Annotated in this window: 11 protein-coding genes; 9 read left to right on the forward strand and 2 right to left on the reverse strand. The window is 76.3% G+C overall.

From position 1 onward, the window contains the following. Positions 1–46 precede the first annotated feature (46 nt). On the forward strand, positions 47–454 hold the full coding sequence (panD, locus tag GNZ18_RS32700) for an aspartate 1-decarboxylase (RefSeq protein ID WP_214620417.1): 408 nt from the start codon (positions 47–49) through the stop codon (positions 452–454). Between the two features lie 2 nt (positions 455–456). Continuing rightward, positions 457–2,019: a (2,3-dihydroxybenzoyl)adenylate synthase gene (locus tag GNZ18_RS32705; protein WP_312874889.1), complete on the forward strand. Its 1,563-nt coding sequence runs from the start codon at positions 457–459 to the stop codon at positions 2,017–2,019. Positions 2,020–2,070: 51 nt separating this feature from the next. Here GNZ18_RS32705 and GNZ18_RS32710 read toward each other — a convergent pair whose 3' ends face one another. Continuing rightward, positions 2,071–3,396: a salicylate synthase gene (locus tag GNZ18_RS32710; RefSeq protein WP_246250883.1), complete on the reverse strand. Its 1,326-nt coding sequence runs from the start codon at positions 3,394–3,396 to the stop codon at positions 2,071–2,073. 122 nt (positions 3,397–3,518) lie between these two features. Between GNZ18_RS32710 and GNZ18_RS32715 the strand changes: the two genes are divergently transcribed. From GNZ18_RS32715 to GNZ18_RS32730, 4 genes are all read left to right on the forward strand, one after another. Next, entirely contained in the window at positions 3,519–15,506 is an 11,988-nt protein-coding gene (locus GNZ18_RS32715) for a non-ribosomal peptide synthetase (protein ID WP_156220507.1), read from the forward strand. 99 nt (positions 15,507–15,605) lie between these two features. After that, positions 15,606–16,625, forward strand: coding sequence for an iron-siderophore ABC transporter substrate-binding protein (locus tag GNZ18_RS32720; protein ID WP_156220508.1), 1,020 nt, complete (start codon positions 15,606–15,608; stop codon positions 16,623–16,625). 49 nt (positions 16,626–16,674) lie between these two features. Next, complete coding sequence (locus GNZ18_RS32725) at positions 16,675–17,943, forward strand: lysine N(6)-hydroxylase/L-ornithine N(5)-oxygenase family protein (protein ID WP_156220509.1); 1,269 nt, start codon at positions 16,675–16,677, stop codon at positions 17,941–17,943. After that, positions 17,943–18,140, forward strand: coding sequence for an MbtH family protein (locus GNZ18_RS32730; protein WP_156220510.1), 198 nt, complete (start codon positions 17,943–17,945; stop codon positions 18,138–18,140). Before GNZ18_RS32725 ends, GNZ18_RS32730 begins: the two co-directional genes overlap by 1 nt. A gap of 15 nt (positions 18,141–18,155) precedes the next feature. Here GNZ18_RS32730 and GNZ18_RS32735 read toward each other — a convergent pair whose 3' ends face one another. Continuing rightward, positions 18,156–18,800, reverse strand: a complete 645-nt coding sequence (locus GNZ18_RS32735; protein ID WP_156220511.1) for a GNAT family N-acetyltransferase — start codon at positions 18,798–18,800, stop codon at positions 18,156–18,158. A gap of 498 nt (positions 18,801–19,298) precedes the next feature. On the opposite strand from GNZ18_RS32735, the gene GNZ18_RS32740 reads away from it, so the two are divergent. From GNZ18_RS32740 to GNZ18_RS32750, 3 genes are all read left to right on the forward strand, one after another. Next, entirely contained in the window at positions 19,299–20,174 is an 876-nt protein-coding gene (locus GNZ18_RS32740) for a DMT family transporter (RefSeq protein ID WP_156220512.1), read from the forward strand. Positions 20,175–20,249: 75 nt separating this feature from the next. Next, a complete protein-coding gene (gene ligA, locus GNZ18_RS32745; protein WP_156220513.1) occupies positions 20,250–22,337 on the forward strand; it encodes an NAD-dependent DNA ligase LigA in 2,088 nt (695 codons plus the stop codon). Between the two features lie 80 nt (positions 22,338–22,417). Further along, the gene (locus tag GNZ18_RS32750) at positions 22,418–24,760 is read left to right on the forward strand and encodes an SCO7613 C-terminal domain-containing membrane protein (RefSeq protein ID WP_156220514.1); all 2,343 of its coding nucleotides are present in this window, start codon (positions 22,418–22,420) and stop codon (positions 24,758–24,760) included. The last annotated feature ends 1 nt before the right edge of the window (position 24,761 follow it).

Raw genomic sequence — 24,761 nt, forward strand, 5'->3', positions numbered from 1 at the left:
TAAGGTAAGCCTAGCCTTAGTTGGTCTTGAGAAAGAGGACGAACCGGTGCAGCGAACGCTGATGAACGGCAAGATCCACCGCGCGACCGTCACGCAGGCGGACCTGCACTACGTGGGCTCGCTCACGATCGACGCCGACCTGATGGAGGCGGCCGACATCGTGGAGGGCGAGCAGGTCCACGTGGTCGACATCACCAACGGCTCGCGCCTGGTCACCTACGCCATCACGGGGGAGGCGGGCAGCGGCGTCATCGGCGTCAACGGCGCGGCGGCCCACCTGGTGGCCCCCGGCGACCTCGTGATCATCATCACCTACGCCGCGCTCGACGAGGCGGAGCGCCGCGAGCACACCCCCCGAGTCGTCCACGTGGACGGCGCCAACCGCGTCGTCGCGCTCGGCTCCGACCCGGCCGAGCCCGTGCCGGGCGCAGCCGCCCAGACGGCGGGGCGGTGACCGTGGACGGCTTCACCCCCTGGCCGCCCGACCTGGAGGCCCGCTACACGGCCGAGGGCTACTGGGGCGACCGCGTCCTCGGCGACGTCCTGCGCGGCGCCCCCGAGCGCCCGGCGCTGGTCGCCGGTGACGAGCGCCTCACCTACGCCGACCTGGACCTGCGCGCCGCGCGCACCGCGGCGGGGTTCCTGCGGCTCGGCCTCGGCCGCGGCGACCGCGTCGTCGTGCAGCTCCCGAACACGGCGGGCTTCGTCGTGGCGTTCCTCGCGCTGGTGCGGATCGGCGCGGTGCCCGTCCTCGCGCTGCCCGCGCACCGCGCGAGCGAGATCGGCTACCTGTGCGAGCTGTCGGAGGCGCGCGGCTACGTCTGCGGCGACACCGACGGCGACTTCGACTACCGGGAGATGGCCCGCGGCCTGCCGGTCGAGCACGTCGTCGTGGACGGCGAGGCGCAGGAGTTCACCGCCCTGTCCGCCGTCGACGCCGACCCGGTCGAGGCGGAGCGTCCCGACCCGTCCGACGTCGGGGTCTTCCTGCTGTCGGGCGGGACGACCGGGCTGCCGAAGCTGATCCCCCGCACGCACCGCGACTACGTCTACAACCTGGAGGCGAGCGCCGAGGTCTGCGGCTTCACCGAGGAGACCGTCTACCTCGTCGTGCTGCCCGCCGCGCACAACTTCGCGCTCGCCTGCCCCGGCGTCCTCGGCGTGTTCGCGACCGGCGGGACGGTCGTGCTGGCGCCGTCCGGGTCGCCCGACGACGCGTTCCCCCTCATCGAGCGCGAGCGCGCCACCGTCTGCGCGGTCGTCCCGCCGATCGCGCTGCTGTGGCTGGACGCGGCGAGCTGGTCGGGTGAGGACCTGTCGTCGCTGGAGCTGCTCCAGGTCGGCGGCGCGAAGTTCGCCGCCGAGCGCGCCGCCGAGGTGCCCGGCGACCTCGGCTGCCGGGTGCAGCAGGTCTTCGGGATGGCCGAGGGCCTGCTCAACTACACGCGCCTGGACGACTCCCGCGACCTGGTCGAGCACACCCAGGGCCGCCCGCTCTCGCCCGCCGACGAGATCCGCGTCGTGGACGAGGACGGCGAGCCCGTCGCCCCCGGCGAGGTCGGCGAGCTGCTCACCCGGGGCCCCTACACGCTGCGCGGCTACTACCGGGCGCCCGAGCACAACGCGCGCTCGTTCACCCCGGACGGCTTCTACCGCACCGGCGACCTCGTCCGCGTGCTGCCGACCGGGCACCTGGTCGTCGAGGGCCGCGCGAAGGACCAGATCAACCGGGGCGGCGACAAGATCTCCGCCGAGGAGCTGGAGGGCCATCTGCTCGCCCACCCCGCCGTGCACGACGCCGCCGTGGTCGGCGTCCCCGACGCGATGATGGGCGAGCGGACGTGCGCGTTCCTGGTCGTCCGCGAGAAGGAGCCCACGCTCCGCGAGCTGAAGGACTTCCTGCGCGCCCGCGGTGTCGCCGCCTACAAGTACCCCGACCGCGTCGAGACCGTCGAGACCTTCCCGCGCACCCCCGTGGGGAAGGTCAGCAAGAAGGCCCTGGCGGCCCGCCTGTCCTGAGCCGTTCCCGGCGTGCCGCCCCGCGCCGGGCGGCACGCCGGGAGGCGGCGGTCAGGGGAGGGGGACGACGTGCGGGGCGATGCTGGAGAGCTTCTCGCAGGTCTCCTCGTACTCGCGGTCGGGGGTCGAGCCGAGGACGATCCCGGCGCCCGCGCGCAGCCAGGCGCGGCCGTCCTCGTTGTAGAGGGCGCGCAGCACGAGCGCGGAGTCGAGCGCGCCGTCGTGGGAGAGGGCGAGGACGGCGCCCGCGTACAGGCCGCGCGGCTCGTCCAGGCGGGTGATGGCCTCGATCGCCTCGGGCTTGGGGATGCCGGACGCGGTCACGCCGGGGAACAGGGCGGTCAGCGCGTCCCAGGCGGAGCGTCCGGGGGCGAGCGTGCCGCTGACGCTGGAGCCGAGGTGCTGGACGCTGCCGCGCTCCTTCACGGTCATGAACCCGGTGACGTGGACGCTGCCCGGTTCGCACACCCGGCTCAGCTCGTCCTGCGAGGTGCGGACCGACACCGCGTGCTCGAAGATCTCCTTGGGGTCGGTCTCCAGCTCGCGGCGCGTCCGCTCGTCGGCGTCGTGCCCCGCGCCGAACGCGCGCGTCCCGGCGAGCGGCTGGGTCATGACGCGCCCGGCGGCGTCCACGCTGGCGAGGACCTCGGGGCTGAACCCGGTGGCCTGGAAGCCGCCGAGGTCGAGCAGGAACGACCGCGCCGGGGTGTTGGCCCCGCGTCCGCGCACGTACGTGGAGACGACGTCCACGGGGAACGGCACGTCGAGGCGCCGGGAGACGATGACCTTCTGGTAGCGGCCCGCCTCGATGTCGGCGACGGCCTCCGCCACGCGGGGCTTGTAGGCCCCGGCGCCCACCCGGACGTCGACCGGGGACGGCGCGCCCGGCGGCGGGCCCTCGGCCCCGGCGAGGAGCTTGGCGATCTGCTCCGCCTCGGCGGGGTCGGACGCGGTCACCCGGGCCCGGCCGCCCTCGACCCGCACCTCGGCGCGCGGCACGACCAGGTGCGCCAGCCGCCCGGACGGGCGGGACGCGGCGAACTCGAACGCGATCCAGCCGTAGGCGTTCCACGCGGGCAGCGGGGCGGCGGCGAACGCCTCCCGCAGCGCGTCCGCCGGGTGGCCCGACCACGGCCTGCTCCCCGCGGGCACTCCCGGCCAGCGGGTGCGGACCGTCCCGGCGTCGAGGACGACCTCGCCCAGCGTCCCGCCCGCGAAGGTGTAGGAGTCCGGGCGCTCGTAGACGACGTAGTCGTCGAACAACCCGGAGCCGGCCAGCCGGGCCATGAGGGAGAGGGGCTCGGCGGTGTGCTCGACCACCCGCTCCGTGAGTTTCTGGTCGGTGTGCGCACCGTCGGTGTGCGGACGGATGGACAAGGCGGCCACTCCCTTTGTTCCGAGCCGAATCTCCAAACTTAGGTAAGGCTAACCTTGCAGGATTTTTATAGGCAAGGCTAACCTAACCCGCGGTGGTGAACCCGACAACGAAAGAGTTGAGCGTGCGGGATCAGACGACGGCGGTACGGCGGCGCGAACTGATGCGGCGGATGATGGCGGAGGCCGGGCTCGGCTCCGACTCCACCCGGCTCGCCCCCCGGGGATCGGACGGCCCCGCGCCGCTCTCGCACGCGCAGCAGAGCATGTGGCTGCACCACCGGGCGTTCCCGGCGAGCCCCGCCTACAACGTCTGCCTGCTCGTCCGGATGTCGGGCCCGCTCGACGCCGCCGCGCTGCGCGCGGCCCTGCGCGGCCTGATCCGGCGGCACGCGATCCTCCGCACCACCTATGCCGAGGATGACTCCGGCCCGGTGCAGATCGTCGGCGGCGACGACGCGCTCGACCTCGCCCCGATCCCGTGCGCGGACGCCGACGCGCGCGCGGCCGAGCTGGCGGCGCTGCCGTTCGACCTGCGCCGCGACCGGCCGGTCCGGCTGGAGCTGCTGCGGCTCGGCGAGGACGAGCACGCGCTGGTCCTCGTCGTGCACCACATCGCCTGGGACGGCATGACGTGGGGCTCGCTGTCGCGCGACCTGTCCGCGCTGTACCGGGCGGCGGTGGCGGGCGGGCCGGACGGCCTGCCCGCGCTGGACGTCCAGTACGCCGACTTCGCCGCGTGGGAGCAGGAGCGCCCCGAGAGCGAGGACGACCTGGCCTACTGGCGCGAGCGGCTCGACCCGCCGCCCGCGCCGCTGGACCTGCCCGCCGACCGGCCGCGCGGCGCCGCCGCGTCCGAGCGGGGCGGGCGCCGCGCGCGCCGGTTCGGCGACGCGGTCACCGCGGGCATGCGGCGGCTCGCGGCGGAGGAGAATCTCACCCCGTACACGGTGATGCTCGCCGCCTACGCCGTCCTGCTGCACCGCTACACCGGAGCCGAGGACGTGGCGGTCGGGTCGGCGGTGATGAACCGGGAGCACGCCGGGACCGAGCGGCTCGTCGGCAACTTCGGCAACACGCTGGTGCTGCGGACCGACCTGTCCGGCGCGCCGACGTTCCGCGAGGCGCTGCGCCGCGCCGGCCGGACGTGCGCCGAGGGCTTCGCGCACCAGACGCTGCCCTACGACCGCATCGTGCGGGAGCTGCGCCCCGCGCGCGGGCGGGGCCGGGCGGCGTTCTTCGACACGATGCTGCTGTTCCTCGCCCAGGAGATCGGCGAGCTGGACCTGCCCGGCGTCACGTCGAGCTGGACGCACGTCCACAACGGCACGACGCACTTCGACCTGTCGCTGGAGGCGTTCGTCCGGGCCGAGGGCATGACGGTCGAGGCGACGTTCCGGCGCGAGCTGTTCGACGACGACCGGATCGACGCGCTGCTCGGCCACCTGGAGACGCTGCTCGCCGCCGCGCTGGCGGACCCCGACCGCCCGATCGGCGCGCTGGAGCTGATGGGCCCGGACGAGCGCGCGCTCGTCGAGGCGGCCAACGCCACGCGGCGGGACGCGCCCGACACGACCGTGGTCGCGCTGTTCGAGGAGCAGGCCGCGCGGACGCCGCACCTGACGGCCGTCGAGTCGGAGGCGGGCCCGCTCACCTACGCGGAGCTGGACCGGCGCTCGTCCGCGCTGGCCGCCGCGCTGCGCGGACGCGGCGCGGGCCGCGACACCGTCGTCGCGCTGGCCCTGCCGCGCACGCCCGACCTGCTCGTCGCGCTGCTCGGCGTGCTGAAGGCGGGCGCCGCCTACCTCCCGCTCGACCTGGACCACCCGAGGGACCGCCTCGCCTACATGCTGGGCGACGCGCGCCCCCGCTGCGCCCTCGTCACCCCCGAGACCCTCGGGCTGCTCCCGGACGGCACGGAGACCCTCGTCCTCGACGAGGTTCCGGACGACCCGGAACCGTCCACGCCGGTACACGCCGACGACCTCGCCTACGTCATCTACACCTCGGGCTCGACCGGTCGCCCGAAGGGCGTGGCGGTCCCGCACGGCGCGCTCGCGAACTTCCTGCTGACCACCCGCGACCGGCTCGGCCTCACCCCCGCCGACCGGCTCGTCGCGGTCACGACGATCGCGTTCGACATCGCCGCGCTGGAGCTGTACGGGCCGCTGCTGGCGGGGGCGACCGTCGTGCTCGCGTCCCGCGACGCGGTCCGCGACCCGAACGCGTTGACGGCGCTGCTGAAGGACGCGACGATCGTGCAGGGCACGCCGTCGCTGCTCGGCACCCTCGCCCCGGAGGCGTTCACGGGGCTGCGGGTGCTGGTGGGCGGCGAGGCGCTCCCGGCGGAACTCGCGGGGACGCTGGAGCGGGCCGCGCACGCGACGAACATGTACGGGCCGACCGAGGCGACGGTCTGGGCGACCGCCGCCGACCTGCCCGCCGCGGGCATCGGGCGGCCGTTCTGGAACACCCGCGCCCACGTGCTGGACGCGGCGCTCCGCCCCGTCCCCCCGGGCGTCCCGGGCGAGCTGTACCTGGCGGGTTCGCAGCTCGCCCGGGGTTACGCCGGGCGGCCCGGCCTCACGTCGGAGCGGTTCGTCGCCGACCCGGCCGGGCCGCCCGGAGCCCGGATGTACCGGACCGGCGACCTCGCGCGGTGGAACCGGGACGGGACCCTCGACCACCTCGGCCGCACCGACGACCAGGTGAAGATCCGGGGGTTCCGGATCGAGCCGGCGGAGGCCCAGGCGGTGCTCGCGGCGCTGCCGGGCGTCGCGCGGGCGGCGGTCGTGGTCCGCGAGGACCGGCCGGGCGAGCCGAGGCTCGTCGGCTACTACGTGCCGGAGGGGGAGCCGGGCGACCTGCGCGGCGCGCTCGCCGCGGCGCTGCCCGAGTACATGGTGCCGTCCGCGCTCGTCCCGCTGGACGCGCTGCCCAGGACGGTGAACGGCAAGCTCGACCGCGCCGCGCTGCCCGCCCCCGAGGACGCGGCCGCCGCCGGGCCGGAGGGCCGCGCGCCCCGCGACGCCCGCGAGGCCGCGCTGTGCGCGATCTTCGCCGAGCTGCTCGGCCGCGACCGGGTCGGCGTCGACGACGACTTCTTCGCCCTCGGCGGGCACTCGCTGCTGGCCACCCGCGTCGCGGCGAAGGCCCGCGCCGCGCTCGGCGCGACGCTGTCGATCGCCGACGTCTTCGAGGCGCCCACGGTCGCCCTGCTCGCGCCGAGGCTGGTCGCGGGCGGCGGCTCGCGCGTGCGCGACGTCGAACGGCCGGAGGGCGACGTCCCCGCCTCGGCGGCGCAGCGGGGCCTGTGGCTGGAGGAGCGGCTGCGCGGCCCGTCCCCCTCCTACGCGCTGCCGCTCGGCCTGCGCCTGACCGGGCCGGTGGACGCGGCGGCCCTGCGCGCGGCGTTCGGCGACGTCGTCGCGCGGCACGAGGCGCTGCGCACGCTGCTGGTGGAGGGGCCCGACGGGCTGCCCGTCCAGCGGATCCTCGCCGCCGACACCCCCGCCCCCTTCACCGTCGTCGACGCGCGCGGCGGGGACGCGGCCCGGCGGGAGCGCGAGGCGGCGTCCCACGTCTTCGACATCGGCGCCGACCTGCCCGTCCGGGCCACGCTGATCCGCGCCGGGGACGAGGAGTGGTCGCTGGTCCTGCTGCTGCACCACGCCGCCGCCGACGAGTGGTCGTTCACGCCGCTGCTCGCCGACCTCGCCCGCGCCTACGCCGCCCGCCGCGAGGGCCGCGCGCCCGGGTGGGAGCCGCTGCCCGTCCAGTACGCCGACTACGCGGCCTGGCAGCGCGGCGCCGGCACCGGGGACCAGCTCGCCTACTGGGAGGACGCCCTCGCGGGGCTGCCCGGCGAGACGGTCCTGCCGGTCGACCGGCCGCGCCCGGCCGAGGCGAGCCACCGGGGCGGGCTCGTGCCGTTCCGGCTGCCCGCCGCCGGGGCGCGCGGGCTGGCCCGCGACACCGGGACCAGCGTGTTCATGGTCCTGCACGCGGCCGTCGCGGCGCTGCTCCAGCGGTCGGGCGCGGGCGAGGACATCGCGCTGGGCTCGCCGATCGCCGGGCGCGCCGACGAGGACCTGTCCGGCCTGGTCGGCGTGTTCGTCAACCCGCTCGTGCTGCGCGCCGACCTGTCGGGCGACCCGACGTTCGCCGAGCTGCTGGAGCGGGTGCGCGCCGCCGACCTCGCCGCGTTCTCCCACGCCGACGTGCCGTTCGGGCGGGTGGTGGAGCGGCTGGCGCCCGAGCGGTCGCTGGCCCGCGGCCCGCTGTTCCAGGTGATGGTCGTCCACCAGCGGCTGGAGGACGTGCGGCTCGCGCTGCCGGGCGTGCGCGCCGAGCCGTTCCTGCCCGAGACCGGCGGCGTGAAGTTCGACCTCGACCTGTACTTCGCCGAGGGCGGCGACGAGGTCGAGGGCTTCGCCGCCTACGCGGAGGACCTGTTCGACCGGGGCACGGTCGAGGGCCTGCTGGACGGCCTGACCACGCTGCTGGAGCAGGTCACGGCGGACCCCGGGCGGAGGCTGTCGTCGCTCGGCGCCCCCGTCGCGCACCCCGACACCGCCCGCGAGCTCCCCGCCGCGACCGCCGCCGCGCTCGTCGAGGCGCAGGCCGCCCGCACCCCGGACGCGACGGCCCTCGTCTTCGGCGGCACCACCCTCACCTACGCCGAGCTGGACGCCCGCGCCGAGGCCCTCGCCGACCGGCTCGCCGCCGCCGGGGCGGGCCCGGAGCGGGTCGTCGCGATCGCCCTGCCGCGCTCGGACGCGTTCGCGGTGGCGCTGCTCGCCGTGCTCAAGACCGGCGCCGCCTACCTGCCGCTCGACCTGGCCTACCCGCCCGCCCGGATCGAGGCGATGCTGGCGGCGGTCCGCCCGCTGCTCGTGCTCGGGCGGGACGAGCCGCCCCGGGACGCGCCGCGCCGCGTCCGCCCCGCGATCCTGCCCGGCCACCTCGCCTACGTCGTGTTCACCTCCGGCTCGACCGGGACGCCGAAGGCCGTCGCGGGCACCCAGCGCGCGCTGGCCAACCGGCTCGCCTGGGGCACCGGCCTGGCCGCGCCGGGCGTCCGCGTCGCCAAGAGCTCGCCCGCGTTCATCGACGGCACCACCGAGCTGCTCGGCGGCCTGGTCGCCGGGGACACCGTCGCCGTCGCCGACGACGCCACCGCGACCGACGCGGTCGCGCTCGCCGGGTTCGTCGAGCGGCACGGCGCCGCGACGGTCACGCTCGTGCCGAGCCTGCTGGCCGCGCTCGCCGAGAACGGGGCGCCCGCGTCCGTCACCACCTGGATCAGCAGCGGCGAGGCGCTGCCGCCCGCGCTCGCCGCCCGCGTCCCCGGCCGGGTCGTGGACCTGTACGGATGCTCGGAGGCGGCGGGCGACAGCCTCGCCGCCCCGCCCGGCGGCGGGGGCCTGGCCCCCATCGCCAACACCCGCGCCCACGTCCTGGACGCGGCGCTCCGCGAGGTCCCCGTCGGGGAGCTGTACCTCGCGGGCGACGGCCTCGCGCGCGGCTACCTCGCCGACCCCGCCCGCACCGCCGAGCGCTTCGTCGCGGACCCGTTCGGCCCGCCCGGCTCCCGCCTCTACCGCACCGGCGACCGTGTCCGGCGGCTCCCCGACGGGACCCTGCGCTTCCTCGGCCGCGCCGACGACCAGATCAAGCTGCGCGGGTTCCGGATCGAGCCGGGCGAGGTCGAGGCCGCGCTCGCCGCGCGGCCCGGCGTCCGCCGCGCCGCCGTCACCGCGCACGGCTCGCGCCTGGTCGGCTACGTCGTCGGCGACGCCGACCCCGAGGAGCTGCTGGACGGGCTGCGCGCGACGCTCCCCGGCCACCTCGTCCCGGCCGACCTGGTGGTCCTGGACGAGCTGCCGCTCACCCCGAGCGGCAAGACCGACCGGCGCGCCCTGCCCGACCCGGGGCGTCCCGCCGCCGGGCGCCCGCCCGCCACCGAGACCGAGCGCGTCCTCGCGCGGCTCGCCGCCGCCGTCCTGGAACGTCCCGACGTGGGCGCCGACGACGACTTCTTCCGCGCGGGCGGCGACAGCATCAGCGCCGCGCTGCTGGTCGCCCGCGCCCGCCGCGCCGGGGTGGCCTTCACCGTCCGCGACGTGTTCCGGCTGCGGACGGTCGAGGCCCTCGCCCGCGCCGCCGCGCCGCCGCCCCCGGCCCTCGCCCCGGCTCCGGAGGACGCGACCGGTGAGCTGCCCCTCTCCCCGCTCCAGGAAGGGCTCCTGTTCCACCTGATGCTCGCGGGCGAGGGGCGCGACATCTACGTGCAGCAGGCCGTGGTGACGCTGTCGGGGCCCGTCGACCCCGAGCGGATGCGGGACGCGGCGCGCGCCGTCCTGGAGAAGTACCCCAACCTGCGCGCCGGGTTCCGGACCGACGGCGACCGCGCCGTCCAGTTCGTCCCCGACTCCTTCGAGGTGCCCTGGACCTACGCCGAGGTCGCCCGGGACGGGCTCGACGCGTTCGCCGACGCCCAGCGGGCCGAGCCGTTCGACCCGGGCGCGCCGCCGCTGCTGCGCTTCGCGCTGGCGAGGGTCGGCGCGGACGACCACCGCCTCGTCCTGACCTCCGAGCTGATCCTGCTGGACGGCTGGTCGGGCGGCCTGCTGGTCACCTCGCTGCTGGAGGGCTACACCGACGCCGCCGCCGAGGCGGCCCGCCCCGTCGCGCCGTTCCGCGCGTTCCTGGACTGGGTGAACGGCCGCGACCGCGACGCCGCCGTGGACGCCTGGCGGCGGGCGCTCGCCGGCTTCGACGAGCCCGCGCTGGTCCGTCCCGCCCTCGCCGGGGCGCCCGCCGACCTCGCCGCCGCCGGGGAGACGCGCCGCGTGCTGCCCGCCGGGCTCGCCGGACGGCTCGACGCGGTCGCCCGCGAGCGCGGCGTCACGCCCGGCACGCTGTTCGAGACGGCGTGGGGCCTGGTCCTGATGGGCCTGACCGGACGCGACGACGTGGTGTTCGGCGCCTCGGTGTCGGGCCGCCACCCCGACGTGGACGGCGTCGAGTCCATGGTCGGGCTGCTGTTCAACACCATCCCCGTGCGGGTGCAGGCCGGGCCCGCCGACCCGGCGTCGGCCGTGCTGGAGCGCGTCCAGGCGGCCCGGTCCGAGCTGTTCGACCACGCGCACGTCGCGCTCGCCGACGTGCAGCGCGCGACCGGCCTCGGCACCCTGTTCGACACGCTGTTCGTCTTCCAGAACTTCCCCGGCATGCCGACCGGGCGCGGCTTCGGCCCCGGCGGGGACCTGCGCGTCCTCGGCCGGGAGGTCCGCGACGCCACCCACTACCCGCTCACGGTGGTCGTCGAGCCGGGGGCCGGGCTCCGCGTCATGTACCGGGGCGACGCGTTCACCGCGGCCGAGGCCGAGCGGGTCACCGACCGGTACGTCCGCGTGCTGGAGACGCTCGCCGAGGCGCCGGAGACGCCGTGCCACGGCCTCGACCTGCTCGTCCCGGCCGAGCACGACCGGCTGCGGCGCGACTGGGACGAGGCGCGGCACGCCGTCCCCGAGCTGACCGTGGCCGAGCTGCTCGCCGAGCGCGCGGCCGAGCGCCCGGACGCGCTCGCGCTGGTGTCGCAGCCGGACGTCCGGCTCACCTACGGGGAGCTGAACGCCGAGGTCAACCGGCTCGCGCGGCTGCTGATCGCGCACGGCGCCGGGCCCGAGCGGGTCGTGGCGCTGGCGCTGCCCCGTTCCGCGCGGATGGTCGTGGCGCTGTTCGCCGTGCTGCGGACCGGTGCCGCCTACCTGCCGCTCGAACTCGACTACCCGGCCGACCGGCTCGACTTCATGCTCGCCGACGCCGCGCCCGTCTGCCTGGTCTCGCACCGCGACATCGCGGCGGGCCTCGCCCACTCCGGCGCCACGATCGCGCTGGACGACCCGGAGACCGCGCGGGCCCTCGCCGAGCTGCCCGGCGGGGACCTCGCACCCGACGAGCCGAACGGGTTCGCGCCCGGCACTCCGGGACGCCTCGACCACCCCGCCTACGTCATCTACACCTCCGGCTCGACGGGGCGGCCCAAGGGCGTGGTGACGCCGTACCGCGGGCTGACGAACATGCAGTTCAACCACCGCGCGAACATCTTCGACCCGGTCGTGGCGGCCGCCGGGCGCGGGCTGCGCATCGCCCACACCGTCTCGTTCTCCTTCGACATGTCGTGGGAGGAGCTGCTGTGGCTGATCGAGGGCCACGAGGTGCACGTCTGCGACGAGGACCTGCGCCGCGACGCCGAGGCGCTGACCGCCTACCTGCGCCGCCACGAGGTCGACGTCATCAACGTCACGCCGACCTACGCCCAGCAGCTCCTCGACGAGGGCCTGCTGGACGGCGGGCACCGGCCCCCGCTGGTGCTGCTCGGCGGCGAGGCCGTGCCCGCGTCGGTGTGGGACCGGCTCGCGCGCGCCGACGGCGTCCTCGGCTACAACCTGTACGGACCGACCGAGTACACGATCAACACGCTCGGCGGCGGCACCGCCGACAGCGCCACCCCGACGGTCGGCAAGCCGATCTGGAACACGCGCGGCTACGTCCTGGACGGCTGGCTGCGCCCCGTCCCGCCGGGCGCGCCCGGCGAGCTGTACATCGCGGGGGACGGGCTCGCGCGCGGCTACCTCGGCCGTCCGGGCCTGACCGCCGAGCGGTTCGTCGCCGACCCGTTCGCGCCGGAACCGGCGGGCGGCCGCATGTACCGGACGGGCGACCTCGTCCGCGTCCGCGCGGACGGCAACATCGACTTCCTCGGCCGCACCGACGACCAGGTGAAGATCCGCGGCTACCGCGTCGAGCTGGAGGAGGTCGAGAGCGCGCTCGCGGCCGAGCCCGGGGTGGGACAGGCGGCGGTCGTCGCCGTCGACACCGAGGTCGCGGGCGTGAAGCGGCTGGTCGGCTACGTCGTCCCGGACGGGGCGCGCGAGGGCGCGGCGGGGGAGCAGCTCGCCGAGTGGCGGCAGATCTACGACGCCGAGTACACCGAGATCGGCACCGTCGTGCACACCGAGGAGTTCGCGGGCTGGGACAGCAGCTACGACGGCGCCCCCATCCCGCTCGACGACATGCGCGAATGGCGGGAGACGACCGTCGAGCGCATCCGCGCGCTGCACCCGGAGCGCGGCCCCGGCCGCGTGCTGGAGATCGGCGTCGGCGCCGGGCTGATCCTGACCCGGATCGCGCCCGAGGCCGAGGAGTACTGGGGCACCGACTTCTCCGAGCCGGTCATCGGCAAGCTGCGCCGCGACCTCGGCCCGGACTCGCCCGTCCGGCTCAGCGCGCAGCCCGCGCACGACACCGGCGGCCTGCCGCGCGGCCACTTCGACACCGTCGTGGTCAACTCGGTCGCGCAGTACTTCCCCGGCCCCGGCTACCTGGAGGACGTGGTCGCGAAGGCGCTGGAGCTGCTCGCGCCGGGCGGCGCGCTGTTCCTCGGCGACGTCCGCGACCTGCGCTCGGTCCACTGCCTGCACGCCGCGATCCAGCTCGGACGCGGCGGCGGCGACCTCGCGGCGGTCGACCGGGCCGTCCGGATGGAGAAGGAGCTGCTGCTCGACCCGGCGTTCTTCACCGCCCTGGAGGGGCCCGCCCGGGTGGACGTCCTCACCAAGCGCGGAACGCGCCACAACGAGCTGACCAGGCACCGCTACGACGTCGTGCTGTGGAGGTCGGCGCCGCCCGCGCCGGACACGCCCGCCGTCGAGTGGACCGGCCTGGACGACCTGCGCCACCGTCCGCCCGGCCCGCTCAGGGTCCGCGGGATCCCCGACCCCCGGCTGTCGGGCGAGGTCGCCGCGCTGGAGGCGCTGCGCGGCGGCGCGTCCCCGGACGAGGCGCGCGCGATCCTCGCCGCCCCGCCGGACGGAGTCGAACCCGAGACCCTCCACGAACTCGACCCGGGCGTGGTGCTCACCCCGTCCGACCGGATCGGCCGGTACGACGCGGTCTTCGGCGGCGGCGCCGCGAGCCCGGTCGCGGACCCGGGCCGCCCGCCCGCGTCCTACGCCAACGACCCGGTCGCGGCCCGCGACCACGGCACGCTGGCGGCGCGGGTCCGGGAGGCGCTGAAGGCGCGGCTGCCCGGCTACATGGTGCCGAGCGCGGTCATGACGCTGGACGCGCTGCCGCTGACCGTCAACGGCAAGCTCGACCGGCGCGCGCTGCCCGCCCCCGGCCGGGACGGCCCGCGCCGCGAGGGGCGGCCCCCCCGCACGCCCGTCGAGCGGCTGCTGTGCACGCTGTTCGCCGAGGTGCTGGACGCGCCCGGCGCCGGGATCGACGACGGCTTCTTCGACCTCGGCGGCCACTCGCTGCTCGCCACCCGGCTCGTCGGGCGGGCCCGCGCCGTGCTCGGCGCCGAGCTGTCGATCCGCGACCTGTTCGAGGCGCCCACGGTCGCCGAGCTGGCGGCACGCCTGCACGACCGCGCGGGAGAGAGCACCGCGCCGCGCCCCGTGCTCGCGCCGCGCGAGCGCCCCGAACAGGTCCCGCTGTCGTTCGCGCAGCGCCGCCTCTGGCTGCTCGACCAGCTCCTGCGCGAGGACGACGGGCCGCGCGGCGCCTACCACCTGCCGCTCGCGGTGCGGCTGCGCGGCGACCTGCACCGCGCCGCGCTGGAGGCCGCGCTCGCCGACGTCACGGCCCGGCACGAGAGCCTCCGCACGGTCTTCGCCGAGCACGACGGCGTGCCTTACCAGCGGATCCTGCCGCCGGAGGAGGCGCGCCCCGTCCTGGAGGTCGCGGCGGGCACGCCGGAGGAGTTCATCGCGCGGCCGTTCGACCTCGCCGCCGACCCGCCGCTGCGCGTCGCGGTGTTCCCCGAGGGCGACCGCGAGCACCTGCTCCTCGCGGTCTTCCACCACATCGCGTTCGACGAGTGGTCGTTCGGGCCGTTCGCCCGCGACGTCGCCGCCGCCTACGCCGCCCGGCTGGAGGGGAGGGCGCCCGATCTCGCGCCGCCGCCCGTCCAGTACGCCGACCACGCGCTGTGGCAGCGGGAGCTGCTCGGCGACCCGCTCGACCCGGGCAGCGTCCACGCCCGCCAGCTCGGCCACTGGGCGCGCGCGCTCGCCGGGATCCCCGAGGAGATCCCGCTGCCGGTCGACCGGCCCCGCCCCGGGACGGTCGGCCAGCACGGCGCCACCCACGCGGCCGTGCTGCCGCCCGGCCTCACCGCGCGGCTGCGCGGGGTCGCCCGCGACGCGGGCGCCAGCATGTTCATGCTGTGCCAGGCGGCCGTCGCCGCGCTGCTGCACCGCACGGGAGCGGGCGAGGACATCCCGCTCGGCAGCCCCGTCGCCGGACGGACCGAGGAGGCCGCCGGCGGGCTCGTCGGGTTCTTCGTCAACACGATCGTGCTGCGCGCCGACGTGTCCGGCGCGCCGACCTTCGCCGAGCTGCTCGGCCGCGTCCGCGAGAGCGCGCTGGAGGGCCTCGCCCACCAGGACCTGCCGTTCGAGGCGCTGGTCGAGGCGCTGCGCCCGCGCCGGGTGCCCGGCCGTAACCCGCTGTTCCAGGTGATGGTCGGCTACGAGAACCAGGGCGCCGGCGACGTCGTCTTCCCCGGCCTGGAGCAGCGCGAGGCGCTGTTCGGGCCGGGCGCCGCGAAGTTCGACCTCGATTTCATCTTCCGCGAGGACGCGGCGTCCGGCGACCTGCGCCTGCTCGTCGACTACTCCGCCGACCTGTTCGACGCCGGCACGGTCGCCGCGCTGGCCGCCGGGCTCGTCGCGGTGCTGGAGGCCGCCGCCGCCGACCCGGGCGTGCCGGTCGCCGCGCTGCCCTCCGCCGGGGCCGCGCGCGCCGTGACCGCCGAACGCGTCTCCGCGCCGCGTTCCGGGGTGTCCCGCGCAGCCGCGTCCGGCGGCGACCTGGAGGCGGCGCTGTGCCGGATCTTCGCCGAGGAGCTGGGCGTTCCCGAGGCCGGGCCCGACGACGACTTCTTCGACCTCGGCGGGCACTCGCTGCTCGCCATGAGGCTGGTGCGGCGGATCAGGCGGGAGCCCGGGTGCGCGGGGCTGAAGGTCGCGGCGCTGATGTCCGCGCCGACGGTCGCCGGGCTGCTCGCGCACCTGGAGGGCGGGCGGGGGGAGTGAGAGTCCTCATACGGCCTGACCTCTTGTGGAGTTAGGTGAGCCTAACCTAATGTCTCTGCTCGGAACCCCCGGCACAACCTGGAAGGACACCGGTCCTCTATGCGCACAACGATGCGGCGTCTGGCCGCCGCCACCGGCGCCCTCGCCCTGAGCCTCGGCCTGGCCACCGCGTGCGGCGACGACGACGAACCCGCGGGCGCCGCGTCCGGCGGCGCGGCCGGGGCCTTCCCCGTCACCGTCGCGCACAAGCTCGGCTCCACCAAGGTCGAGGGCCCCGCGAAGCGGATCGTCGCGCTCGGCGAGGTGGACCAGGACGCGCTGCTCGCGCTCGGCGTCCAGCCCGTCGGGATGACCGAGCTGAGCGGCGTCCAGCCGGACGGGCTCGCCCCCTGGAGCGCGCCGAAGGTCACCGGCTCCAAGCCGAAGCTGCTGAAGGCCGGGGAGGCCGGCTTCAACCTGGAGGAGATCGCCGCGCTGCGGCCCGACCTCATCCTCGCCGCCGGGGACTTCACCATCGACCGCGAGTACGGCAAGCTCTCCAAGCTCGCCCCGACCCTCGCCTACCAGACCGGCCCCGCCGAGGACACCTGGCAGCAGATCACCCGGCAGGTCGCCAAGGCCGTCGGACGTCCCGCCGAGGGCGAGGCGCTGGTGCGCTCGGCCGAGGCGAAGGTCGCCTCGGTGGGCACCGCGCACCCGGAGCTGAAGGGCAAGGGCTTCGCGCTGACCAGCATGTTCCCCTCCGGGAACATCGGCGTGATGAAGTCACCGAACGACACCAGCGTCAAGCTGCTGGAGCAGTTCGGGATGGTGCTGCCCGAGCCGCTGAGCAAGCTGCCGGGGCAGGGCTTCGCCGCCGAGCTCAGCATGGAGAAGGTGTCGGTGCTGAACGTGGACGTCCTGCTCAGCCACTACAACGACGACCCCGCGACGCAGCGGAAGGTCGAGGGCAACAAGCTGTTCGCCCAGCTGCCCGTGGTCAGGCGCGGCTCCTACGTCCCGCTCGACCTGAAGTCGTTCTGGCCGCTGCGCACGCCGACCCCGCTCGCCGTCCCCTACATCGTCGACCAGATCGTCCCGAGGATCGCCAAGGCCGCGAGCGCCGCCAAGCCCGCCTGACCGGCCCGCCTGACCCCGCCTCACCCCCGCCCCGAAAGTGGAGACGCACATGCAGACACCCGTCCATGACGTGGCCGGCATCGGGTTCGGACCCTCCAACCTGGCGCTCGCCGTCGCGCTGGAGGAGGAGCACGGCGCGAACGTGGACGCGGTGTTCTTCGAGAAGCAGCCCCGGTTCGGCTGGCACCGGGGGATGCTCATCGACGGCGCCACCATGCAGGTCCACTTCCTCAAGGACCTGGTGACGATGCGCAACCCGGCCAGCCGCTACTCCTTCCTGGCCTACCTGCACGCCCGGGACCGGCTCGTCGACTTCGTCAACCACAAGACGATGTTCCCGACCCGGCTGGAGTTCCACGACTACCTCGAATGGGTCGCCGCCGCCGTCGCGGGGGACGTCCGGTACGGGACGGAGGTCGTCGCGCTCCGCCCGCGCGACGCCGCGACGCTGGAGGTCGTCGTCCGCCGCGACGACGAGCTGGAGACCCACCTCGCCCGCGACGTCGTCATCGCCGCCGGGCTCGAACCCTTCCTGCCCGAGGGCGTGTCGGCCGGCGAGCGGATCTGGCACACCGAGGACCTGCTGACCCGCCTCGCCGAGCGGCCCGGCTGGACGCCGCGGCGGGTCGTCGTGGTCGGCGCCGGGCAGAGCGCCGCCGAGGCCGTCGAGCACCTGCACCGCACGTTCCCCGAGACCGAGGTGTGCGCGGTCTTCACCCGCTACGGGTACTCGCCCGCCGACGACAGCTCCTTCGCCAACCGCATCTTCGACCCGCGGGCCGTCGACCACTACTACGCGGCGCCGGACGAGGTGAAGCGGCTGCTGTTCGACTACTCCCGCAACACCAACTACTCCGTCGTGGACCTCGAACTGATCGACGAGCTGTACCGGCGGTCCTACGCGGAGAAGGTCGCGGGCGCCGAGCGGCTGCGGATCCTCAACGTGTCCCGGGTCAGGGAGGTGCGCGAGGTCCCGGCCGGCGTCCGGCTCCGCGTCGCGTTCCTGCCCACCGGCGAGACGACCGACCTGGACGCCGACGCCGTCGTCTACGCCACCGGCTACCGCGAGCGCGACCCGTTCGACCTGCTCGGGGAGGCGGGCGCGCACTGCCGCGCCGGCGCGGACGGGCGCCCGCTGATGGAACGCGACTACCGGATCGCCACCGAGCCCGGCCAGGAGTGGGGCGTCTACCTCCAGGGCGCGACCGAGCACAGCCACGGCATCGCCTCCTCGCTGCTGTCCATGACCGCCGTCCGCACCGGCGAGATCGTCCAGTCCATCGCCCGCCGCTCCGCCCGCGTCGCCCAGGAGGCGTGATGACCAACCCGTTCGACGACCCCGACGGCACGTTCCTCGTCCTCGTCAACGACGAGGGGCAGCACTCGCTGTGGCCCGCCTTCGCCGACGTCCCGGCGGGCTGGACGGCGGCGTTCGGGCCCGGCCCCCGGCCCGACTGCCTCGACTACGTCGAGACGAACTGGACCGACATCCGCCCCCGGAGCCTGGCCACCTGACGGGGACCGGCACCGTCAGGACGCGCCGAGCAGCGGCAGGCAGGCGTCCAGTCCCTCGATCTCGACGGGCACGGCGCGGTGCCGCTCCCAGCCCTCGCGGTCGAGCACGAACCGCCGGTCCAGCCGCAGGACGTCGCGCACGCTGACGCGGTCGAGGCCGTTGTCCCGGTAGCCGAGCTTGCGCGACACGGCGGCCGAGACGGCGTTGTCGGCCATCGCCGCGCTCGTCGCCGACTCGGCGCCCAGCCCGGCGAACGCCAGGTGCAGGACGGCGGCGCGCATCTCCGTGCCGTACCCCCGGCCCTGGTGGCGCAGCCCCAGCCAGGACCCCGTGCCGACCTCGCGGACGACCCGGAACGCCCGCGCGCTGATCCCCTGCGAGCCGATCACCTCGCCGTCCGCGAACACGGTCAGCGACAGCTCCCAGGCGTCCGGCTCCCACTCCGCGAGGACGCGCCAGTGGTACCGCATGACGCTCCGCGCGCGCTCCTCGGGCGGGAGGTCCGTCCACGGCACCAGGAACGGCATGTCGGCCGGGTCGTGGACGCCGCCGGCGGCGAGCCCGGCGAGGGCGTCCAGTTCCTCCAGGTCCGGGAGCCGCAGTTCGAGCCTGGGCGTCCGGAGGCGCAGCCCGTACAGCGGCCAGTGCGTCACGCTCATCCGGCGATTCTGGCGGCCGGGTCGCGGGCACGTCACCCGAATATCGCGGCGGCCGGGCTCCCGGCCAGGGCGTTTCCGGGGGTGTGACGCTTCGGGACGCGTCGGCGCTGTACTGATCGGAGCCGATTTGCGGCGGTTCCGGCGGGCGGCGTCCCTGGGAGGGGAAGCCCGCGGTTCGCCGCCCGCATCCGGTGATCCGCAGGCGGGCCGGAGGGCCCCGCGCCGCCGGGGCGGACGGCGCGGCGCCCTCCGGCCCGCCCTGCGCCACCCCCTCCCCGAGGCCGCGGTCGCCTGTGTCCAGAGGTGCCGCTGTGTTCAGAGCGGACACCAGGGGCAGAAAGCAGCAGAAGGTCATGTTTCGGTCCTCGCCCCGCCGCGGCCCCCGGCCGCGCGCGGACGGCGACCGGGCCCGGGGGAGGATGATCACTAGGGGGGTGGTCGGATGGCCCGCGCGGGTGCGCCGGACGCGCGCCGCGGCCGCCCGGCCGGGACGCGCTGATGGCCTGGAGCATCGGGTTCAGCCTGCTCGCGGCGTTCCTGTTCGCCGCGGCCGCCGCGCTCCAGTACCGCGCGGCGCGGCGCGCCGTCCACGGGGGCTCCGACGCGGTCGCCGCCGCCGGGCTGATCCGCAAGCTGCTCCACGACCCGCTGTGGCTGGCGGGGTGGGGGGTGAACCTCGCCGGGTTCATGAGCCAGGCCGTGGCGCTCCACCTCGGCTCCACCGGCCTCGTCCAGCCGCTGCTGGTCAGCCAGCTCGTCTTCACGATCCTGCTGGGCTGCGCGGGCAACGGCTGCGTGCCCGCCCGCATGGACCTGCTCGGGGGGACGGCCGTGTCGGCGGGCCTCGCGGTCCTGTTCACGGTGCCGGGCGCGGTGCCGCCCGCGGGTGAGCCGTCCCGGCCCCGCCTGTTCGTCGCGGCGCTCCTCCTGGCGCCGCTCGTGCTCGTCCTCGTGCGGGGCGCGGCGCTGCGGAAGGGGACGGTCCGGGCCGTGCTGCTCGGCACCTGCGCCGGGCTGCTGTTCGCGTGCAGCGCCGTCCTGATCAAGCTGACCACCGCCGACCTCGTCGACCGGGGCGTCGCGGCCACGGCCGTGGACTGGCCCGGCTACGCGCTCGCGGGCACCACCCTGCTCGGCCTCGTGCTGGAGCAGCGGGCGTTCGCGGCCGGGTCGCTGCCCGCCGCCATGACCGCGATGACGATGACCAACCCCGCCGCGTCCTACCTGCTGGCCGTCCTCGCCTTCCACACCAGGCCGCCGCACAGCGCGGCCGCGTTCGCGGCGGTCTCGGTGAGCGCCGTGCTGCTGACGGCCGGGATCGTCGCGCTGTCGCGCTCGGCGGCCGCCGCCCGGCACGCGCCGTCCGGTTCCTGAACGGGCCTGTTCCGGGGGCAGGGCAGCCTGTCCGCTAAGTCATGAAATGTCGTACCTACCAGGCAGGATAGGGACATGACCGAGACTGTGACCCGCGCCGAGATCGCGGATCAGGCCGCCTACGCCGACGCCGTGCGCACCGCCGTCGAGGCGTCCGCCGCCTACTACGGCGAGGGCGACTCGCCCCTGGACGACGACGCGTTCGACCGCCTGGTGCGGGGGATCGCCGCCTACGAGGCCGAGCACCCCGAGCACGTCCTGCCGGAGTCCCCGACCGGCAAGGTCGCCGGGGGAGCGGTGGTCGGGGACGTGCCGCACACCGTCCCGATGCTGAGCCTGGACAACGTGTTCTCCGCCGAGGGCCTGGAGTCGTGGGCCGCGGGCCTGGAGCGGCGCCTCGGCCGCCCGGTCGGGCGGTGGTGCGTCGAGCCGAAGCTGGACGGCCTGGCGATCTCCGCCCGCTACCGCGACGGCCGCCTCGCCCGGCTGGTGACGCGCGGCGACGGCGCCGCCGGGGAGGACGTCTCGCACGGCATCGGCATGATCGTCGGACTGCCGGAGCGGCTCGCCGAACCGGTCACCGTGGAGCTGCGCGGCGAGGTGCTGATGACCCGCGCGCAGTTCGAGGACGCCAACGCCGCCCGCACCGCCGCCGGGGGCCCGGCGTTCGCCAACCCGCGCAGCGCCGCCGCCGGGTCGCTGCGCGCCAAGGACCGCGCCTACCAGGTGGAGATGACCTTCTTCGCCTACGGCGCGCTGCCGCTGGAGGGCACCGGCGAGGACCTGGCCGCCCGGCTGGGGGAGCTGCCGCACAGCGAGATCATGGAGTACGTCGCCGCGCTCGGCGCGCGCACCACCGCCACGACGCCGGTGCCCGCCGTCACCGCGACCGCGCTGGAGGCCCTGCACGAGCGGGTCGCGGAGATCGCGGCGCTGCGGGCCGAGCTGGACTTCGGCATCGACGGCATCGTCGTCCGCGCGGACGCGGCGGCCGACCAGGCCGAGGCCGGGGTGTCCTCGCGGGCGCCGCGCTGGGCGATCGCCTACAAGCTCCCCGCCGTGGAGAAGATCACGCGGCTGCTGGAGGTCGAGTGGAACGTCGGCCGCACCGGGATCATCGCGCCGCGCGCCGTCCTGGAGCCGGTCGAGCTGGAGGGGTCGGTCGTCACCTACGCGACGCTGCACAACGCCGCCGACATCGAGCGGCGCGGGCTGATGCTCGGCGACCACGTCACCGTCTACAAGGCCGGCGACGTGATCCCCCGCGTGGAGGCGCCGGTCGCGCACCTGCGCACCGGCGAGGAGCGCCCGATCGAGGCGCCGGAGGTCTGCCCGCGCTGCGGCGACGCGATCGACGTCTCGCAGCAGCGGTGGCGGTGCGTGCGCGGCCGGGCCTGCCACGCGGTCGCCTCCGTCCGCTACGCCGTCGGCCGCGACCAGCTCGACATCGAGGGACTCGGCGAGAAGATCATCGACCAGCTCGTGGACGCCGGGCTGATCACCGACTTCGCGGACCTGTTCGGCCTCACCCGCGAGCAGCTCCTCGGGCTGGAGCGGATGGGCGAGACCAGCACCGCCAACCTGCTCGCCGCGATCGAGGGCGCCAAGGCCAAGCCACTGAACAAGGTGTTCTGCGCGCTCGGGGTGCGCGGCACCGGCCGGTCCATGTCGCGGCGGATCGCCCGGTACTTCGCCACCATGGACGCGATCCGCGCGGCCGGCGACGAGGCGTTCCAGCGGGTCGAGGGCATCGGGCCGGAGAAGGCGCCGGTCCTGGTCGCCGAGATCGCCGAGCTGGCGCCGCTGATCGACCGGCTCGCCGCCGCCGGGGTGAACATGGTCGAGCCCGGCGCGACCGGCCCCGCCGAGGAGGGCGAGGAGGGCGAGGAGGAAGCGTCCGGAGCGGACTCCGGCCTCCCGCTGGCCGGGATGTCGGTCGTCGCGACCGGCTCGATGTCGGGGCCGCTGGAGAAGCTGTCCCGCAACGAGGTGAACGAGCTGATCGAGCGCGCCGGGGGCCGCGCCTCGTCCTCGGTGTCGGCCAGGACCGCACTGCTGGTCGCGGGGGAGAAGGCCGGGTCCAAGAAGGCCAAGGCGGACAAGCTCGGCGTCGAGGTCGTCACCCCCGAGGAGTTCGCCGCCCGCGTCGCCGACTTCCTCTGACGGGGTACTCGGGGTACTCGGGGTCGATCTGAGTACTTGGACGGTTATGGACGGCGGCGCGTCAACGGCAGTCTCCCGTTATGCCCCTCACCTGCCCCGGCTGCCAGACCCCGCTGCCCCCGCCGCGCCGCGCGGCCTGCCCGAGGTGCGGGCTGTGCCTGGCCGGACCCGCCGCCGCCGAGTTGTGGGTGCTCGACGGCGAGCTGGCCCGGCTGGGGCGGCGCCGCCGCGACCTGCTGGCCTTCCTGTACGCGGCGGCCCCGCCCCCGGCGCATCCGGCCGGGCCGCGGCCGTGGCCGGCGCCCGCGGGCGCGCCCGCGGCCTTCGGCGGGACGGACGCCTCGCGCTTCGCGGTCCGCAACGCGCTGCTGACCACCGGCGGGGCGCTGCTCGGCATCGCCGCGTTCGTGTTCGCCCTGCTGAGCTGGAGCGCGCTCCCCTACGTCGAGCGCGGGGCGATCCTGCTCGCGCTGACGGTCGTGGCGCTGGCCGCCGGATGGGTGGTCGCCCGCCGCGGGCTGGCCGCCACGGCGGAGACCCTCGCGTTCGTCGGCCTCCTGCTGGTCGGCCTGGACCTCTACTCCGCCTACGCCCACGGCTTCCTCTCGCTGAACGACGTCGACCCCGCCTGGTACGCGGCGGCGTCGTTCCTGGCGGCCGCCCTCGTCTGGGCCGGATACGACCGGCTGACCCCGCTCCGCCTGACCCGCCCCACGACGCTGGTCCTCGCGCAGTTTCCGCTCCCGCTCGCCGTCGCCGGTGCGGACGCCCCTCCGGAGGCGGTGGCGCTCGCCCTCCTCGCGGTGTCCCTCGCCGACCTCGGCGCCCGGCGCTTCTCCACGGTCGCCGCGACCGCCACGGGCCTGCTCGCGGGTGGTGCGGGGACGGCGGCGGCGTTCGCGCTGACCGTGCCCTCGCTCCCAGGGGCGCCCGCGGGGGCGGCGCTCCTGATGGTGGCGGCCGCGGTCGCGCTGGCCTGGGCGCTGCGCGTGAACGCGGCCCTCGCCGTCGTCGCGGGGCCGGCCGCCTCGATGGCGCTCGCCGCCGCCCTGCCGCTGCCCCTGCGCTGGACGGCGGCGGGCGCCGCGCTCTCGGCCGTCGCCGTGGCCGCCGCCGTGTCCCTCCTGCCGGGCCGGCTGCGCTCCGGCACGCGGATCGGGGCCATGACCGTCCTGGGCGCCTCCGCGCTGTCGATCGCCCCGGGCGCGGCCGTGGCGGTGCTCTTCCCCGGCCGCTACCTGGACGCCCGCTGGGCCGGGGTGGGCTCGCCGGACCTGCTCGACTGGGTCCTGCCCGCCGCGCCCGCCGTCCTCGCGCTGCTGTTCGCCGTACTCCTCGTGAAGGCGCGCGCGGCGGCCCCGCCCCTCGCGCCGCTCGCCGTCCTCACCGCGGCGGTCGCCGCGGACGCGCCGTACCCGGCGGCGCTCGCGCTGGCCGTCATCTCCGGCGCCGCGCTCGCGGTCTGGGCCGCCCTCGACGGCACGGCCCGTCCCGCCGCGTGCGGCGCCGCCGTCGCCGCGTCCCTGTGGGCCGCCGCCTACGCCTTGGCCACCGAGAACGCCACGCTCGCCGTCCTCGGTGCCCTGACGGTCCTCGCCGCCGCCTGCGCGGCCGCGTTCCCCGTCCTGCGCGGCGGCGCGGTCGCCATGGCCGCGCTCGCCCTCGGCGGGTTCGCGGCGGCCGCCGCCCTCGCGGCCGGGCGCCCCGCCCACCACGCCGCGTTCGCCGTGCTCGCCGCGTCCGGTCTCGCGCTGCTCGCGGCGGCGCTGGTGCGAGGCCCCGCCGCCGAGGCCGCGCCGTGGCCCGTCGCCGCGGCGGGGATCGCGATGACCGCCGGGCACGCCGCCCCGCTCAGCCTCGCCCTGGCCGTGACCGGCGTGCTGGCCGCCGCCGCGGCGCTGCGGCCGGACCGCCGCCCCGCCGGGTGGGCGGCGTCCGCGCTGCTGCTCGCGGCGTGGTGGGTGCGGCTGGGCGCGTCCGGGGTCACGGTGCCGGAGATCTACACGGCGCCGGTGTCCGCGGCGCTCCTCGGCCTCGCCGTGATCCGGCGCTCGCGCGGCGCCGCCCGGTCGTCGTGGGCCGACCTCGGCCCGGCGCTCGCGTCCACGCTCGTCCCGAGCCTGCTCGCCGCGTGGGCGGACGCCACCGGACCGCGCCCGCTGCTGCTGGCCGCCGCCGCGCTCGCGACCGTCCTCGCGGGCGCCCGGCTCCGGCTCCAGGCGCCGCTCGTGCTCGGCGGCGCCGTCCTCGTCCTGGACGCGGCGCGCTGGCTCGCCCCCTACGCCGCCGACGCGGCCGCCGGTCTTCCCGGCTGGGTCCCGCTCGCCGGGGCGGGCCTGCTCGTCCTGCTGGCGGGCGCGACCTACGAGCAGCGCATGCGGGACCTGCGGCGGCTCCGCACCGCGCTCGGCCGCCTCGCCTGAC

This window comes from Actinomadura litoris, from assembly GCF_009733595.1.
Taxonomy (GTDB): domain Bacteria; phylum Actinomycetota; class Actinomycetes; order Streptosporangiales; family Streptosporangiaceae; genus Spirillospora; species Spirillospora litoris.